The following is a 15,184-nucleotide window of genomic DNA, read 5'->3' as shown; positions in this document are numbered from 1 at the left end:
TGCGTTGGCCTTTTTTATTGGCAGATTGTTCAATCCCTCATCCATAACGATTTACGTTTTTATCCGGACAAGGCAGTCATGGCAAATGCTCAAGAAAATTGTTGAAGATGAATATGCCGGTAATCGTTGTCACACCCATGAGTGGTTAAACCCCGACTCGATGCAGGTGTTGTCCGCGTTCAACCGCCTGGACGGAAAGGCTTTCAGCTCGACGGTTTTTTTCTTCAGTGATCAGACCCTGATGCATATCGGGGGCGGTGCGGCCGATCAGTATGTGGTCTTTATCGCCCAGGACGTCGACCAGTCGTTGCAGACCCTGCTCAGCGCAGACACCCCTGATGATCAGCGGGTTGAGTTGGTCGCGGGCGGCCAGTCCGGTAGTTACCCTCGCTATCAGTGTGTGGCTAAAGAGCGAGCGAGACAGGCCCTGGCTTATTTCTCGGCCTATGGCTCGGCTGATCCCGATCTGGCCTGGGAAGTGGAAGGTTAACTGGACAATAAGGACGTTGACCTTGGCAGGTACAAGCAGCCACCTATTCGATGAAGCACGCTTCCCCTTCGGGGGCCGTGCGGAGGTCATATTTTCCTTCGAGGAAAACTTCTTTTACGGGCAGTTTATGAGGCCCATGGCGGCGCCTCGGTGAGATGGAATGGATACCTCGACAGCACAGTTTCACAAGATCATTTTCAAGCTCACCGTCGACGCCGACGGTTATCCACCGGTGGAGTATGAGTCGATGTGGGGCATTCAACGGGGGGCAGATGTCTACCAGTTGGATAACACGCCCTACTATCTCTATGGCGTGAGCAAGGGGGACTGGGTGCTGACTCGCGCTGAGGCCCATGAGCGGATCGCTACCGGCGTGGTGCGGCAATCCGGGCACTCGACGCTGCGGGTTTTTGCCGAGCGCGAGTCAGAGCGCTCGGGGATTGTGCAGCACCTGCGCAGCCTCGGCGCCAGGTGTACGGTTACCCGGGGCCTGTCGCTGTTCTCTGTGGATATCGCGCCCGAGGTCAGTTTTTGCGCAATCGACCAATACCTGGCCTCCATCACCGACGACCAACATGTCGCCTATGAAGATGCCTGTTTACAGCACGGGGCCATTGAGCCTGCGCGCCTGAGCGAGTGCTCTTCACTGGCCTCACTTGAGTGCGTCACCTGGAGGGATCACTAGGTGCTGTGCTGGCACCTGAGCTGCGAGACGATCCGGCCATCGAACAGGCGCGTTCGAGATGTGTTTATCGATCAGTTGACCCCGCTACGCGGCTGGGCCGGTTCGGCTCATTTCACCCTTTGTAGAAACAGCAATCGCACGGAAATGGGTTATGGATGATGAACACCAGGAAATATCGATTCGGGTTGTTGCGGGGCAGAACAGCCGTGGCCCGGTCTATGAGCCGCTGCATGTCCGGCGCATTGATGAGGACAGTTACGAGATTCTCTATTCACCAGGGCTGGCGCTGAACCTGGCCAAGGGCGACATCATCTCGATCAAGGATCCGCAGGCCCCCGCCGTGGTGCTCAAGCGTGGCGGCAACTTCTGCATCCATATCTATTCGGATCACATCCCTGAAGAACACATCATGGCCCTGGCGACGGATGTGGCGAGCGAATTGGGTGGCATGCTCGACGGGCGCTACAAGGGCAATCTGACATTTTCGGTGCCGGCGCGAAACGGCATGGACAACATCGCCCTGTTCTTCAACCGCTTTCGCGAGACCACGGGCAGCGAGTGGTACTACGCCAACATCTATAAAAACCTCGATGACACCGATGACGAGACCCTGCTCGATTGGTGGCTGGCCCTATGAACGAAAGACAGCAGCTTATCTGTGAACGCTACGACCTTGCTCCCCAGGCCCCGGAGCCGATGATTGCGCTGGCCATAGGCTCCCTTGCGCAATCGCCCATCTATGGCACCCGGGTCGAGTTGCCGGAAAACGGCACGGTCAGTTGGTTTATCCACTGCGGCGAACATTCCACTGCGGTGGATTTCTACCAGCCTCTGTGTGCCGAGCATCTGCTCGAGCTGTTGCCGGAGGTGATCGATTACCTGTACCTGCCGAGCGGGACGCGTTTCATCATCGACCGCGCCGGCTATGAAGATGTCTGGCGGGACCCGGAATGATATCAAGCCGCTTTTGAAGGCAAGCAGTCAGCTGCCCTGTTCTTCAGGCGACGCGACACTTTCCAGGCGGTAGCCATAGCCGTAGATCGTCAACAGTTGCCAACCGCGATCCGCGGTCAGCCCGAGTTTGTTGCGCAAGCGGTAGATGTGGGTATCCAGGGGCCGTGAGGAAACGATTTCCTCATGGGTCCAGAACCGTTCGTACAGGTACTCCCGGGACAGCGGCCGGCCCAGGTTGGCGAACAGGCAGCGGGCCAGGCGGTACTCGCGCTCGGTAAGGCTGATGGGAGCGCCGGCGCGGGTGACGGTCAGTTCCGCATCATCGAAGCTCAGGTCGTTGAAACTCTGCACTTCTTCGCTGTGGTTGCGCTGCAAGCCATGGCGGCGCAGTACCGCGTTGACCCGGGCCTTGAGTTCGTTGGGGCGAAACGGCTTGCTCAGGTAGTCGTCGGCACCGGTGTTCAGGGCCTGGACGATATCGCTCTCGGCATCGCGGCTGGTGAGCATGATGGCCGCGGGCGGCGAATCCATGTGTTCCCGGGTCCAGCGCAACAGGGACAGGCCGCTGAGGTCCGGCACTTGCCAGTCGAGGATCAGCAGGTCGAAGGTTTCCCGGCGCAACTGGCGCAGCAGGTCTTCTCCGCGCTCAAAGCTGTGCAAGGTCCAGGGCTGTTCGCCGGGGCCGGGAATCTCTCGCAGTGTCTGTTCCACCCGCGCCAGTTCCGCAGGTTCGTCATCCAGTATCGCGACACGCATGCGAGGCAGTTCCTTATGGTTCCAAGAGCGTCCGGGGCCGTGGCTGCCGGGCTCGGACTGAGGGGAAGTTTAGGCACCTGACCTGAATCTGAACAATTGTGGCGAATTGCTCTTGAGCCCCGGATCCCTCGGTACGCTGATATCAAATAGCCGGTAAGGCGCCCGGAGCACGGGCCGTCGGGCTATTGAGCAGCACGATACCGGCTCGTACAAACAAGGAAAAGAACCATGGGGAACCTGCTCAGGAAAGGCCAGGTCGCGCTTGTCAGAATATTCAGCGGCGATGATCCGGTGCGTCTTCTCAGTTTGATGCTGGCGGCTTATCTGGGAATCAGTGCCTGTACCGTGCCAGCGTCCACAGCGGGCTGCTGTCAGCCCTCCGGCATCGGGCAATACCCGGCGTCTGCCCTGCCCGCTGGCAGTGACTCCAACCTGACCCTGGACGCCGAGCCCGTGATCGGTCGGACAGCGCTACCCACGAACCTGCAGCCACCGGCCCCGCGCTGGGTGTTCTAGAGGCCGCGGCAATGATTCTGAACAAATATTGCAAATCCGTCGCAGCTTTGCGGCCAGCGTTACATTGCTTCCCGCTGAGTGGCACACGGGGGCACCTGGAAGTGCTCCGACACAGGGAGTGTCAACCGCCAGGCTGGCGGGACAACGCGCGCTCGCGTGCGTCGTTGAAGGGGAATACAGGGAGTGCCTCCTCAGGACTTTGGGCCGGGCGACCTGTCGCTCCGGTTCCGACACAGGGACGTGTCACTTTCTTCTCGCCCTGTCCTGTTTCCGCCCTCGCCCGACCGGGTTCCTGTCTTTGGGCGACATCCCGCAGCGTTCGGCTTTCTGCCAACGATCTGCCTCAGGTATGGTGCGTAGGATTTCGCCGCGGTTTTCCCAAAGGCTCTAAGCACATCCATGAATGACCTCTGCCCTTTTCCGTCCACCGGCCGGCCTCAGGTCGCGCGTGTCGCCCTGCTGCTGGCCGGGTTGATTCTGCCGTTGTGTGCGGCACAGGCGGCTGCGCCACGGCTGCCCTATATCGATGACAACCAGCAGTGCCGTGGCCAGCCCCTGCCGGCGACGGTGGAACACCTGACCGGCGAAGCCTGGAAACTGGACGCCAAGGGACGCGAGGTGCTCCTGCAGGAAGGCATGAGCATCGATGAGAAGGAAGGGGTCAGGACCTCGCCGTCGGCCTTCGTCAGCCTGTCCCTGGGAGACGGTTCGCGGGTGGTGCTGCCTTCCAGTTCCCAAGTCACCCTGCAACTCAATAACCAGTACGCCATCCCTCAGGTTGTGCTGGAGCAGGGCCAGATCGAGTCCTACGTGATCAAGCGCACCAGTGATCACGACCGTTTCCAGATCGTTACGCCGGTGGGCGTGCTGGGGGTTCGCGGTACTCACTTCCGGGTACGCAATGACGATCAGCAATCCCTGGTGGAGGTGCTCAATGGCCAAGTGGCGGTGAATCGCGAAGAGGACGCGCCGCAGCCGGGACCGCGGCGTACGCGTCAGCGCCCTGTGGATAAACCGGCAGGCCCGGTGCCGGGTGAAGTCCAGGTCATGGCGCGCCAGGGGCTGCGGATCCAGAAACAGGGCGAGCTCAAGCCGGTGGAACTGCTGGCCGCACCGAGGCTGCTGGGGCAGGCTGGGCAGACCGGTGCCCTGCCCGTCTGGCAACTGATCCTGCAACCTTTGCCCGGGGCCAGCCGCTACCGGGCCCAGGTCGCCACCGACAAGGACTTCCTGAACATCAAGCAGGAGCAGTTCTCCAGCATCCCGCAGGTCAACTTCACCGGCTTGCAGGCATTTTTTTATCACGTGCGTCTTTCGGCGTTCGATGAGCACGGCCTGGAAGGCGAAACCGGGGTCTATGACATCTTTTATTACCCCAGGACCACCCGTGTTGAATAACGCTCCGGTGGGCCGTCCATGAGCGTGTGGCGCCGTCGGGCCGAAGGCCGTGAACCGACCCAGGCTCAGCGCCTGTTCCGCGGGCTGGTGCGGGAGTGGCTGTGGGTCAGCCTGATTCTTCTGCCGCTGACTGCGGTGTTGTCCCTGAGCCACGGCCTGGCCCTGAACAATCTGTTCTACGACAACCTGCGGCGCTTCACCCCGCTACCGGTGGACCCGCGCATCCTGCTGGTGACCATCGACGACTACAGCTTGCAGCAACTGGGGCGCTGGCCCTGGCCGCGGGCCATTCATGGCCAACTGCTGGACCGGCTGAGCGCGGCCGAGGCCAAAGGGGTGCTGTTCGATGTGATCCTCAGTGAACCCGGCAGCACGGTGGAAAACGACACCCGCCTGGCTGCCGCCCTGTGCCGGGCCGGCAATGTGTTCCTGCCGGTGCTGCGCCAGGGCGTTGCCCGCTATGGCCAGGACATTGAGGAAATCCCGCCGGTGCCGCTGCTGCGCAATTGCGCCCGCGGCCTGGGCCATATCAATGCCGAAGCGGATGCCGATGGCACGGTGCGCAGCGTGTACCTGCGCGAAGGCCCGGTGCTGGCTCCCCGGGCGCAACTGACGTGGCTGCTGTACCAACTGACCGAAGCCGAGCCGGCATTCCCCCATATGCCCGGGCCCGGTAAACCTCGCGTGGCCCAGGGGTGGCTGCGGTCCAACCCGGTGCGCATTCCCTTTATCAGCGCCGACGCCGGCTTTCCCAGCGTGCCCTATGTCAGCGTGCTGCGGGGCGAAGTGCCGCCGGAGCTGCTGCGCGACCGGCTGATCCTGGTGGGCTCCACGGCCCCGGGGCTGGGGGACCGCTACGTGACCCCGCAATCCGGCAGCCAGGGCACCACCCCGGGGGTGGAGATCCAGGCCAACCTGCTCAACGGCCTGCTCCAGCATCGCAGCGTGGTTGCCCTGGGCCAGTGGTCGGGGATGCTGCTGTCCATGGCCCTGACCGCTGTGTTGCTGGGCCTGTTGCTGTGGCGGCCGCGCCACGCGCTGTGGATAACCCTGGGTTGCATGGGGCTGGGCCTGGCGGGCTCGGTATTGATGCTGCGGCTGGGCTACTGGTGGTCGCCGGTGGCCAGCCTGCTGGGCATGCTGCTGGCCTACCTGATCTGGAACTGGCGCCGGCTGAGCGTGATCCTGGCCTACTTCGGCTGGGAACTGGCGCGCCTGGACAGCGAGCCCAAGGTGTTGCCGGAACGCCGGCGCAGCCAGGCCCCGGCCGGGGATGTGCTGCAGGGGCAGATCGTCGCTCTGGAGCAGGCCCTGAGCCGCACCCGGGACACCCGGCGTTTTATCGCCGATGGCCTGGAGTACCTGCCGGTGGCGACCCTGATCAGCGACCCCGACGGCAAGATCCTGCTGGCCAACCGCAATGCACGGGAAGTGTTTGCCCATTCCCTGGTGGGTGAAGGGCTGATTGCCCAGTTGGCTGCCCTGGGTTACCCGGGCCTGACGGAACCGGCCTTGTACCCCCGGCTGGAACAACTGCCGGCGGTGGAGTTCCGTGATGTTCAGCAGCGCAGCCTGCGCATGGAACTGGCGCCGCTGCTGCCGGTGGACAGCGATACCGCCATTGGCTGGCTGCTGAGCCTCACCGACCTCAGCGTCGAGCGCGACGCCGAACAGCAACGCAGCGTGCTGTTGCGCTTTCTGTCCCATGATCTGCGCGCGCCCCATTCGGCGATCCTGGCCTTGCTGGATGTGCAGCGCCATCAGCCGGCGACGCCCCGGCAGGTGTACGGCCAGATCGAGCAGCAGGTACGCCGGGCCCTGGCTCTGACCGAGGCCTTCGTGCAGTTGGCCAAGGCCGAGTCGGAGGCCTACCAGTTCGAACCGAGCATGTTCGCCATGCTGGTGCTGGACGCCTTCGATCAGGCCACGACCCTGGCCCAGTTGAAGGACATTCACCTGGAGCATGACCTGGACGACGAGGCCGAAGGCCTGGTGCTGGCGGACCAGTCGCTACTGACCCGGGCGCTGTTCAACCTGCTGGAAAACGCCATCAAGTACAGCCCGGTGGAGTCCAGGGTGAGTGTGCGGGTCAGTTGTACCTCAGGCTGGCTGCGCTGCGAGATCAGCGATGAAGGCCGGGGTATCGATGCCGCGGATCTGCCCCAGCTGTTCGGCCAGTACCAGCGTTTTGCTTCGGCCAAGGGCATTGATGGCCTGGGCCTGGGCTTGTCCATGGTCAAGGCGGTGGTGGACCGGCATCAGGGCCGTATCAGTTGCCAGAGCGTGGTGGGTCGGGGCTCTTGCTTCATCCTCGAACTGCCTTTGCTGGAGGAATGAAGGGCCGGGAATATCCCAGGTGAAAAAAACCGGCTCCAAGGCCGGTTTTTTTGTCTGCTGAAAAACTTATGCACGTTTTTCCACATTTTATGAGCTTGGGAAATATATATATAAATCAGTGATTTATAATTAGATTTCAAGCCTTGTAGGAAAAGTCGTACACAGGTTATCCACAGAAGCTCATACAGCAACCTTATCCGTAGAAGTGGCCAATGGTGGCAATGAGCCCATATCCCGTTGAGCCTGTTCATTCCAGGCCGCCACCCGGTCATTGAGCTCGGCGATGGCCCGCGGGCCGCTGCCTTCGGCATATATCGGCGCGCCGATGGTCACGGTGATGGTGCCGGGGCGCTTGGCCCAGCCGGTCTTCGGCCAGAACTTGCCCGCGTTGTGGGCCACCGGCAGCACCGGCAGGTCGGCATTCACCGCCAGGGCGCTGCCGCTGCGGGAAAACTTGCCGATCTGGCCGTAAGGCACGCGGGTGCCTTCAGGGAAGATCAGTACCCAGACATTGTCCTTGAGCAACTCGTCGCCCTTGCTCGCCACCTGCTTGAGGGCAGCCTTGGGGTTGTCCCGGTCAATGGCGATGGGCCGCAGCATGGCCATGGCCCAGCCGAAAAACGGCACATACAGCAGCTCGCGCTTGAGCACCTGGCTCAGGGGCTCGAAGTAGGCCGAGAGAAAGAAGGTTTCCCAGGTGCTCTGGTGATTGGAAACGATCACGCAAGGCCGCTCGGGGACGTTTTCCGCGCCCTTCACTTCCACGCGGATATTGAGGAATACCTTGGTCAGCCACAGCGCGCAGCGACACCAGTAGACGTTGATAAAGCGATAGCGCGCCTTGAATGGGAGGAACGGCGCGATAAAAAAGCTCAGGGAGCACCACAGCAAGGAACTGGTGCCCAGTAGCAGGTAAAAGAAAAAGGTTCTGATGGCCTGCAGGATCGACATAGCGGCATTTACCATTGCGGGCATGCCCGCCTGTTAAAAAGCGCTCTCCCGAACAGTCCTTGGTCAGGATGCCAGAAGGGGCCTAATTGTGGATAAGTTCAGCGGCAACGGCCGCCAGGTCGTCAAAAATCAAGGTGCCTACCGGCAGGGTTTTCCCCAGAGTCTTTTCGCCTTTCCCGGTCTTTACCAATACTGGCTGAGAGTCGACGGCTTTTGCGGCTTCCAGGTCACCGAGACTGTCACCGACAAACCATAGACCTGTCAGTTCTGCCTGGTAATGCTCGGCAATGGTTAGCAGCATGCCCGGTTTCGGTTTGCGGCAGGCGCACCCTTCGTCGGGCCCGTGAGGGCAGTAGACGATCAGCCCGACTTCGCCGCCCTGCTCCGCCACCAGTTCGCGCAGGCGCGCGTGCATGGCATCGAGGGTGGCCAGGTCGTAGTAGCCGCGAGCGATGCCGGACTGGTTGGTGGCGATCGCCACCGTCCAGCCGGCCTTGCTCAACTGCGCAATGGCTTCGATCGCGCCGGGGAGCGGAATCCACTCCTGCACCGATTTGATGTAGGCATCGGAGTCGTGATTGATCACGCCGTCACGATCGAGTATCAGCAGTTTCACAGCAGTTCCCTACCTGATCAGCTCAGTACCGAAATGTCCGCCACGCCCAGGAACAGGCCCCGCAGACGCGCCAGCAGCGCATAGCGGTTGGCCCGTACCTTGGCGTCCTCGGCATTGACCATCACCGCTTCGAAGAAGGCGTCCACTGGTTCGCGCAGGGCGGCCAGGCGGGCCAGGGTCTCGCTGTACTGACGAGCTGCGGCCATAGGCTGTACCGCCTGGTCCGCCTGCTGGATCGCCGAGTACAGGGAGAACTCGTTGGCGTTGTCGAAGTACTTGGCTTCGACGGTGGTCGGCACATTGCCTTCGATCTTGCTCAGCAGGTTCGACACGCGCTTGTTCACCGCAGCCAGGGCGGCGGCTTCCGGCAGCTTGCGGAAGGCCTGCACGGCTTGCACGCGCTGGTCGAAGTCCAGGGCCGAACCCGGCTTCAGGGCACGCACCGAGAGGTAGGTGGCCACATCCACGCCTTCGTCTTCGTAACGGGCACGCAGGCGGTCGAAGATGAACTCCAGCACCTGGTCGGCCAGGCCGGCGGCCTTGACCTTGCTGCCGAAGGCGCTGACGGCGAAGGCCACGGCGTCGTTCAGGTCGAGGTCGAACTTCTTCTCGATCAGGATCCGCAGCACGCCCAGTGCCGCGCGACGCAGGGCGTAGGGGTCCTTGCTGCCGGTGGGCAGCATGCCGATGCCGAAGATCCCCACCAGGGTGTCCAGCTTGTCGGCGATGGCCACGGCGGCACCGGTCACGGTGCTGGGTAGCTCGGCGCCGGCGCCACGTGGCATGTACTGCTCGTTCAGGGCCAGGGCGACATCTTCCGGCTCGCCGTCATTGAGGGCGTAGTAGTAGCCGGCGATGCCTTGCATCTCCGGGAACTCGCCGACCATCTCGGTGGCCAGGTCGCACTTGGACAGCAGGCCGGCACGGGCGGCGCGCTGGGCATCGCCGCCGATGCGCGGGGCAATGAAGGCGGCCAGCTTGGAGATCCGCTCGGCCTTGTCGTAGACGCTGCCGAGTTTTTCCTGGAAGACCACGTTCTGCAGGCGCAGGTTGAAGTCTTCGAGCTTCTGCTTCTTGTCCTGCTTGAAGAAGAACTCGGCGTCGGTCAGGCGTGGGCGCACGACTTTCTCGTTGCCCTCGATGATCTGGCGCGGGTCCTTGCTCTCGATGTTGGCCACGGTGATGAAGCGCGGCAGCAGCTTGCCGTCCACGTCCAGCAGGCAGAAGTACTTCTGGTTGTCCTGCATGGTGGTGATCAGGGCTTCCTGGGGTACTTCGAGGAAGCGTTCCTCGAACGAGCACACCAGTGGCACCGGCCATTCGACCAGGGCAGTCACTTCGTCCAGCAGGTCCGCCGGGACGATCGCCGTGCCTTCCTGCAGGGTCGCCAGTTCCGCGGTGCGCTTGCTGATCAGCTCGCGACGCTCGTTGGCGTCGGCCAGCACGTAGGCGGCACGCAGGTCGGCCAGGTAGTTGGCCGGCGCGGTGATGCGCACGCTTTGCGGGTGGTGGAAGCGGTGGCCGCGGGAGTCGCGACCGGCCTTCTGGGCGAGGATGGTGCAGTCGATGACCTCATCGCCCAGCAGCATCACCAGCCATTGAGTCGGGCGCACGAACTCTTCCTTGCGCGCGGCCCAGCGCATGCGCTTGGGAATCGGCAGGTCGTTCAGCGAATCTTCGACGATGGTCGGCAGCAGGCTGGCGGTCGGCTTGCCCTTGATGCTCTGGCTGTAGCGCAGTTTCGGGCCGCTCTGGTCGATCTCGCTGAGTTCGACGCCGCACTTCTTGGCAAAGCCCAGGGCCGCCTGGGTCGGGTTGCCTTCAGCATCGAAGGCTGCCTGGCGTGGCGGGCCGTCGAGGTTGATGCTGCGATCCGGCTGCTGGGTGGCCAGTTGGGTGATCAGCACCGCCAGGCGCCGTGGCGCGGCGTATACGTGCTTGGCCTGGAAGCTCAGGCCGGCGCTCTGCAGGCCTTTTTCGATGCCGGCCAGAAAGGCTTCGGCCAGGGTGTTCAGGGCTTTGGGTGGCAGTTCTTCAGTGCCCAGTTCAACCAGAAAATCTTGCGCACTCATTGTGCCGCCTCCAACTTAGCCAACACTTCATCACGCAGGTCCGGGGTTGCCATCGGGAAGCCCAGCTTGGCACGGGCCAGCAGGTAGGCTTGCGCAACGGAACGCGCCAGGGTGCGCACACGCAGGATGTACTGCTGGCGTGCGGTGACCGAGATAGCCCGGCGTGCATCCAGCAGGTTGAAGGTGTGCGAGGCCTTGAGGACCATTTCATAGCTCGGCAGCGGCAGTGGCTGATCCAGCTCGATCAGGCGCTTGGCTTCGCTTTCGTAGAAATCGAACAGTTCGAACAGCTTCTCGACGTTGGCGTGTTCGAAGTTGTAGGTCGACTGCTCCACTTCGTTCTGGTGGAACACATCGCCATAGGTGACCTTGCCGAACGGGCCGTCGGCCCACACCAGGTCGTACACCGAATCCACGCCCTGCAGGTACATGGCCAGGCGTTCCAGGCCGTAGGTGATTTCACCGGTCACCGGGTAGCACTCGATGCCACCGGCTTGCTGGAAGTAGGTGAACTGAGTCACTTCCATGCCGTTGAGCCAGACTTCCCAGCCCAGGCCCCAGGCGCCCAGGGTCGGCGATTCCCAGTTGTCCTCGACGAAGCGGATGTCGTGCACCAGCGGGTCCAGGCCCACGTGCTTCAGGGAACCCAGGTACAGCTCCTGGAAGTTCTCCGGGTTGGGCTTCAAGACCACCTGGAACTGATAGTAGTGCTGCAGGCGGTTGGGGTTTTCGCCGTAGCGGCCGTCAGTCGGGCGACGACTGGGCTGCACATAAGCGGCGTTCCAGGTTTCCGGGCCGATGGCCCGCAGGAAGGTAGCGGTGTGGAAAGTGCCGGCGCCTACTTCCATATCGTAGGGCTGAAGTACCACACAACCTTGCTCGGCCCAGTACTGCTGGAGGGCGAGGATCAAGTCTTGGAAGGTACGCACGGCTGGCGTAGGCTGGCTCACGAAATTCACCTGTTACTTGGGCTGCGATTTAAGGAGCGGGAGTATACCCGATTCAGTCCTGCGCACGCCCCCTGGAGCCTTATGCCACGCTGCTTTTGGTGTTCCGAAGATCCGCTGTACATGGCTTATCACGATCAGGAGTGGGGCGTGCCGCTGCGCGATGGGCAGCGCTTGTTCGAGTTGTTATTGCTCGAAGGGTTCCAGGCCGGGCTGTCATGGATCACCGTGCTGAAGAAGCGCGAGCATTATCGCCAGGTGCTGTTCGGCTTCGATGTGCAGCGTGTGGCGCAGATGAGCGATGCCGAGATCGACGACCTGATGCAGGACCCGGGCATCATCCGCAACCGCCTCAAGCTCAACGCCGCGCGGCGCAATGCCCAGGCCTGGCTGGAGCTGGAAGACCCGGTGGCCTTTCTCTGGGCCTTCGTCGGTGGCGTGCCGAAGATCAACCATTTCAACGACCGCAGCGAAGTGCCGGCGGTGACGCCGGAGGCCGAAGCCATGAGCCGCGGCCTGCGCAAGGCCGGCTTCACTTTCGTCGGCCCGACCATCTGTTATGCGCTGATGCAGGCCTCGGGGATGGTCATGGACCACACCCTGGACTGTGATCGGTACGCCATCCTGGCCGATGCGCGGTTAGAATAGCCGGCTGGCGACACGCTTCATGACCAAGATCAGGAGTCATTTGTGGATAAGTTCAAAGGCGCCCTGCTGGTGGGTGCTCTGCGGTTGTTTGCCCTGCTGCCCTGGCGCGCGGTGCAGGCGGTCGGCGCAGCCATCGGCTGGATCATGTGGAAGACGCCCAATCGTTCCCGCGAGGTGGTGCGTATCAACCTGGCCAAATGTTTTCCACAGATGGACCCGGCGGAACGCGAGCGCCTGGTGGGCCAGAGCCTGAAGGACATCGGCAAGTCCCTGACTGAAAGCGCCTGCGCCTGGATCTGGCCGGCCGAGCGTTCCATTGCCCTGGTGCGTGAAGTCGAGGGCCTGGAAGTGCTCAAGGACGCCCTGGCCTCGGGCAAGGGCGTGGTTGGCATCACCAGCCACCTGGGCAACTGGGAAGTGCTCAACCACTTCTATTGCAGCCAGTGCAAACCGATCATTTTCTACCGTCCGCCCAAGCTCAAGGCAGTGGACGAACTGCTGCGCAAGCAGCGGGTGCAACTGGGCAACCGCGTGGCGGCTTCCACCAAGGAAGGCATCCTCAGCGTCATCAAGGAAGTGCGCAAAGGGGGGGCAGTGGGCATCCCCGCCGACCCGGAACCGGCCGAATCCGCCGGGATCTTCGTGCCCTTCTTCGCCACCCAGGCCCTGACCAGCAAGTTCGTGCCGAACATGCTGGCCGGCGGCAAGGCGGTCGGCGTGTTCCTCCATGCCCTGCGCCTGCCCGACGGCTCGGGCTACAAGGTGATCCTCGAAGCGGCGCCGGAAGACATGTACAGCACCGATACCGAAACCTCCTGCGCGGCCATGAGCAAGGTGGTCGAGCGTTATGTGGGGGCCTATCCGAGCCAGTACATGTGGAGCATGAAACGCTTCAAGAAGCGCCCGCCTGGCGAGGCGCGCTGGTACTGAGGGAGCTGGCACGATCTGTGGATAACCCCGCATCGGGAGTTATCCACAGCACACCGAACAAGGGCGCAGAAGATGTCCGATCATCGCAAGTCGTTCCGCATCAAGATTTCCCACGAAAGCATCGGCGAATGCCTGGGGCAGACCCGCAACCTGTCCGCCAGCGGCGTCTATGTACAGAGCCCGGCCCTGGCAAGACTGCCCAAGGGCGCGGTGGTCTACGGCCAGGTCCAGGGCCTGCCGGTGACGGCGCCGCGGGTGCGCATGGAAGTGGTGCAAGTGGACGCGGAAGGGATCGCCCTGCGCTACCTGTGAAATAGCCCTGTAGCCGTTGCCGAGCCCGCGAGGCTGCGAAAAGGACCGAAGGGCCTTGCTTGGCGCTCTCTTGTCGAGCCTGTGCGGGTCTTCAGAGCTAGCGAGCAGTGCATCGGAGTGCCGCCCAGCTCGTTCGCAGCCTGCAGCAGCGGCTACCGAGGAGGGGTGGGGTCAGCCTTGAGACTGGCGGTCGAGTTTTTTCAGGAACACCGTCATTTCCTTTTCCGCCTGCTTGTCGCCGTGGCCCCGGGCCGCTTCCAGGCCCTGTTCCCAGGCCTGGCGCGCTGCCGGCAGGTCGCCCTGCCCCTGGCAGGCCTTGCCCAGCAACTTCCACGCCGCGGAATACTTGGGGTCGAAGGCCACGCAACGTTGCAGGTGCTCGGCGGCCTTGGCGAAATCGCCCTGATCCAGGTAACCCTTGCCCAGGCCGAAGCGCAGCAGGGCGTTATCCACACCCTTGGCGAGCATTTTTTCCAGGGATTCAAGCATCGTTGTCACTCCTGTGGGCTCATGTAGCCTGCGATCAGGCCCGTACAGCCTTCGCAAGGGCAGCGCCTGCTGCGCAGTCGATCGCAGCCTTCGGCAGCGGCTACAGAGTTGTTGATCAGAAGAAGCTCAGGCCGACGTGGAACAGTTTCTCCACGTCGCGGATGTGTTTTTTATCCACAAGGAACAGGATCACGTGGTCGCCGGCTTCGATCACCGTGTCGTCGTGGGCGATCAGCACTTCTTCGTCGCGAATGATCGCGCCGATGGTGGTGCCCGGCGGCAGGCCGATGTTCTCGATGGCACGGCCGATCACCTTGCTCGACTTGGCGTCGCCGTGGGCGATGGCCTCGATGGCTTCCGCCGCGCCCCGGCGCAGGGAGTGCACGCTGACGATATCGCCGCGGCGCACGTGGGCCAGCAGCGTGCCGATGGTGGCCAGCTGCGGGCTGATGGCGATGTCGATATCGCCACCCTGGATCAGGTCGACGTAGGCCGGGTTGTTGATGATGGTCATCACCTTCTTCGCTCCCAGGCGCTTGGCCAGCAGCGAGGACATGATGTTGGCTTCGTCGTCGTTGGTCAGGGCCAGGAAGATATCGGCGTCGGCGATGTTCTCTTCCAGCAGCAGGTCGCGGTCCGAGGCGCTGCCCTGCAGCACCACGGTGCTGTCCAGGGTGTCGGAGAGGTAGCGGCAGCGGGCCGGGTTCATCTCGATGATCTTCACCTGGTAGCGGCTTTCGATGGCCTCGGCCAGGCGCTCGCCGATCTGCCCGCCACCGGCGATGACGATGCGCTTGTAGGATTCCTCCAGGCGGCGCATCTCGCTCATCACCGCGCGGATGTGGGCCTTGGCGGCGATGAAGAACACTTCGTCGTCGGCCTCGATCACCGTATCGCCCTTGGGCATGATCGGCCGGTCGCGACGGAAGATCGCCGCCACCCGGGTGTCGACGTTGGGCATGTGCTCGCGCAGCTGGCGCAGTTGCTGGCCCACCAGCGGGCCACCGTAGTAGGCCTTGACCGCCACCAGTTGCGCCTTGCCTTCGGCGAAGTCGATCACCTGCAGCGCACCGGGGTGCTCGA

At 62.7% G+C, this 15,184-nt stretch carries 17 protein-coding genes; 10 read left to right on the top strand and 7 right to left on the bottom strand.

Going from position 1 to position 15,184, the window contains the following annotated elements; translation table 11 throughout:
• Positions 1-85 precede the first annotated feature (85 nt).
• The 4 genes from F6S12_RS12035 to F6S12_RS12020 all read left to right on the top strand — a co-directional run bounded on the left by F6S12_RS12035 (position 86) and on the right by F6S12_RS12020 (position 2,129).
• Positions 86-490, top strand: a complete 405-nt coding sequence (locus F6S12_RS12035; RefSeq protein WP_015633604.1) for an Imm1 family immunity protein — start codon at positions 86-88, stop codon at positions 488-490.
• 160 nt (positions 491-650) lie between these two features.
• Complete coding sequence (locus F6S12_RS12030; protein ID WP_053154776.1) at positions 651-1,175, top strand: DUF4265 domain-containing protein; 525 nt, start codon at positions 651-653, stop codon at positions 1,173-1,175.
• Positions 1,176-1,326: 151 nt separating this feature from the next.
• Positions 1,327-1,812, top strand: a complete 486-nt coding sequence (locus tag F6S12_RS12025; RefSeq protein WP_152685847.1) for a DUF4265 domain-containing protein — start codon at positions 1,327-1,329, stop codon at positions 1,810-1,812.
• Complete coding sequence (locus tag F6S12_RS12020; protein ID WP_169892327.1) at positions 1,809-2,129, top strand: hypothetical protein; 321 nt, start codon at positions 1,809-1,811, stop codon at positions 2,127-2,129. The genes F6S12_RS12025 and F6S12_RS12020 overlap by 4 nt, the downstream gene beginning before the upstream one ends.
• A 27-nt stretch (positions 2,130-2,156) precedes the next feature.
• Here F6S12_RS12020 and F6S12_RS12015 read toward each other — a convergent pair whose 3' ends face one another.
• Positions 2,157-2,885 carry a response regulator transcription factor gene (locus tag F6S12_RS12015; protein ID WP_011058398.1) on the bottom strand — a complete coding sequence of 243 codons (729 nt, stop codon included), beginning with the start codon at positions 2,883-2,885 and terminating at the stop codon, positions 2,157-2,159.
• 228 nt (positions 2,886-3,113) lie between these two features.
• Between F6S12_RS12015 and F6S12_RS12010 the strand changes: the two genes are divergently transcribed.
• From F6S12_RS12010 to F6S12_RS12000, 3 genes are all read left to right on the top strand, one after another.
• Entirely contained in the window at positions 3,114-3,401 is a 288-nt protein-coding gene (locus F6S12_RS12010) for a hypothetical protein (protein WP_041114921.1), read from the top strand.
• 399 nt (positions 3,402-3,800) lie between these two features.
• On the top strand, positions 3,801-4,799 hold the full coding sequence (locus tag F6S12_RS12005; RefSeq protein ID WP_161466463.1) for a FecR domain-containing protein: 999 nt from the start codon (positions 3,801-3,803) through the stop codon (positions 4,797-4,799).
• 18 nt (positions 4,800-4,817) lie between these two features.
• On the top strand, positions 4,818-7,136 hold the full coding sequence (locus tag F6S12_RS12000; protein WP_123431150.1) for a CHASE2 domain-containing protein: 2,319 nt from the start codon (positions 4,818-4,820) through the stop codon (positions 7,134-7,136).
• 180 nt (positions 7,137-7,316) lie between these two features.
• Here the strand turns inward: F6S12_RS12000 and F6S12_RS11995 are convergent, their stop codons facing one another.
• The 4 genes from F6S12_RS11995 to glyQ all read right to left on the bottom strand — a co-directional run bounded on the left by F6S12_RS11995 (position 7,317) and on the right by glyQ (position 11,725).
• Positions 7,317-8,087 (bottom strand): lysophospholipid acyltransferase family protein, encoded by a 771-nt coding sequence (locus F6S12_RS11995; protein WP_161466464.1) that lies wholly within the window; start codon positions 8,085-8,087, stop codon positions 7,317-7,319.
• An 82-nt stretch (positions 8,088-8,169) separates the two neighbouring features.
• Positions 8,170-8,703: a D-glycero-beta-D-manno-heptose 1,7-bisphosphate 7-phosphatase gene (gmhB, locus tag F6S12_RS11990; protein ID WP_015633611.1), complete on the bottom strand. Its 534-nt coding sequence runs from the start codon at positions 8,701-8,703 to the stop codon at positions 8,170-8,172.
• A 17-nt stretch (positions 8,704-8,720) separates the two neighbouring features.
• Entirely contained in the window at positions 8,721-10,775 is a 2,055-nt protein-coding gene (gene glyS / locus F6S12_RS11985) for a glycine--tRNA ligase subunit beta (protein ID WP_053154783.1), read from the bottom strand.
• The gene (gene glyQ / locus F6S12_RS11980) at positions 10,772-11,725 is read right to left on the bottom strand and encodes a glycine--tRNA ligase subunit alpha (protein WP_003177094.1); all 954 of its coding nucleotides are present in this window, start codon (positions 11,723-11,725) and stop codon (positions 10,772-10,774) included. The genes glyS and glyQ overlap by 4 nt, the downstream gene beginning before the upstream one ends.
• 81 nt (positions 11,726-11,806) lie before the next feature.
• Here glyQ and F6S12_RS11975 point away from each other — a divergent pair, with 81 nt between their 5' ends.
• The 3 genes from F6S12_RS11975 to F6S12_RS11965 all read left to right on the top strand — a co-directional run bounded on the left by F6S12_RS11975 (position 11,807) and on the right by F6S12_RS11965 (position 13,612).
• The gene (locus F6S12_RS11975; RefSeq protein ID WP_011058404.1) at positions 11,807-12,370 is read left to right on the top strand and encodes a DNA-3-methyladenine glycosylase I; all 564 of its coding nucleotides are present in this window, start codon (positions 11,807-11,809) and stop codon (positions 12,368-12,370) included.
• Between the two features lie 42 nt (positions 12,371-12,412).
• Positions 12,413-13,300 (top strand): lysophospholipid acyltransferase, encoded by an 888-nt coding sequence (locus F6S12_RS11970; RefSeq protein ID WP_011058405.1) that lies wholly within the window; start codon positions 12,413-12,415, stop codon positions 13,298-13,300.
• A 72-nt stretch (positions 13,301-13,372) separates the two neighbouring features.
• A complete protein-coding gene (locus F6S12_RS11965) occupies positions 13,373-13,612 on the top strand; it encodes a PilZ domain-containing protein (RefSeq protein WP_011058406.1) in 240 nt (79 codons plus the stop codon).
• Between the two features lie 171 nt (positions 13,613-13,783).
• Here the strand turns inward: F6S12_RS11965 and F6S12_RS11960 are convergent, their stop codons facing one another.
• Together F6S12_RS11960 and trkA are read right to left on the bottom strand one after the other, a co-directional pair.
• Positions 13,784-14,101 carry a tetratricopeptide repeat protein gene (locus tag F6S12_RS11960; protein ID WP_011058407.1) on the bottom strand — a complete coding sequence of 106 codons (318 nt, stop codon included), beginning with the start codon at positions 14,099-14,101 and terminating at the stop codon, positions 13,784-13,786.
• A gap of 115 nt (positions 14,102-14,216) precedes the next feature.
• The coding region (gene trkA, locus F6S12_RS11955) for a Trk system potassium transporter TrkA (protein ID WP_315868932.1) at positions 14,217-15,184 on the bottom strand (968 nt) is incomplete at its 5' end.

The organism is Pseudomonas sp. JV245A (assembly GCF_032424515.1).
Taxonomy (GTDB): Bacteria; Pseudomonadota; Gammaproteobacteria; order Pseudomonadales; family Pseudomonadaceae; genus Aquipseudomonas; species Aquipseudomonas protegens.
The sequence above is the reverse complement of the archived record's forward strand: the minus strand, read 5'-3'. Positions and strand labels throughout refer to the sequence as shown.

Excerpts from the sequence above, each read along its gene's own strand:
- F6S12_RS11965 (WP_011058406.1), top strand. The coding sequence starts at position 13,373 with ATGTCCGATCATCGCAAGTCGTTCCGCATCAAGATTTCCCACGAAAGC.
- F6S12_RS11975 (WP_011058404.1), top strand. The coding sequence starts at position 11,807 with ATGCCACGCTGCTTTTGGTGTTCCGAAGATCCGCTGTACATGGCTTAT.
- F6S12_RS12020 (WP_169892327.1), top strand. The coding sequence starts at position 1,809 with ATGAACGAAAGACAGCAGCTTATCTGTGAACGCTACGACCTTGCTCCC.
- glyS (WP_053154783.1), bottom strand. The coding sequence starts at position 10,775 with ATGAGTGCGCAAGATTTTCTGGTTGAACTGGGCACTGAAGAACTGCCA.
- F6S12_RS12030 (WP_053154776.1), top strand. The coding sequence starts at position 651 with ATGGATACCTCGACAGCACAGTTTCACAAGATCATTTTCAAGCTCACC.
- F6S12_RS12035 (WP_015633604.1), top strand. The coding sequence starts at position 86 with ATGCTCAAGAAAATTGTTGAAGATGAATATGCCGGTAATCGTTGTCAC.
- F6S12_RS12015 (WP_011058398.1), bottom strand. The coding sequence starts at position 2,885 with ATGCGTGTCGCGATACTGGATGACGAACCTGCGGAACTGGCGCGGGTG.
- F6S12_RS12025 (WP_152685847.1), top strand. The coding sequence starts at position 1,327 with ATGGATGATGAACACCAGGAAATATCGATTCGGGTTGTTGCGGGGCAG.
- F6S12_RS12010 (WP_041114921.1), top strand. The coding sequence starts at position 3,114 with ATGGGGAACCTGCTCAGGAAAGGCCAGGTCGCGCTTGTCAGAATATTC.
- F6S12_RS12000 (WP_123431150.1), top strand. The coding sequence starts at position 4,818 with ATGAGCGTGTGGCGCCGTCGGGCCGAAGGCCGTGAACCGACCCAGGCT.
- F6S12_RS11960 (WP_011058407.1), bottom strand. The coding sequence starts at position 14,101 with ATGCTTGAATCCCTGGAAAAAATGCTCGCCAAGGGTGTGGATAACGCC.
- F6S12_RS11995 (WP_161466464.1), bottom strand. The coding sequence starts at position 8,087 with ATGTCGATCCTGCAGGCCATCAGAACCTTTTTCTTTTACCTGCTACTG.
- F6S12_RS12005 (WP_161466463.1), top strand. The coding sequence starts at position 3,801 with ATGAATGACCTCTGCCCTTTTCCGTCCACCGGCCGGCCTCAGGTCGCG.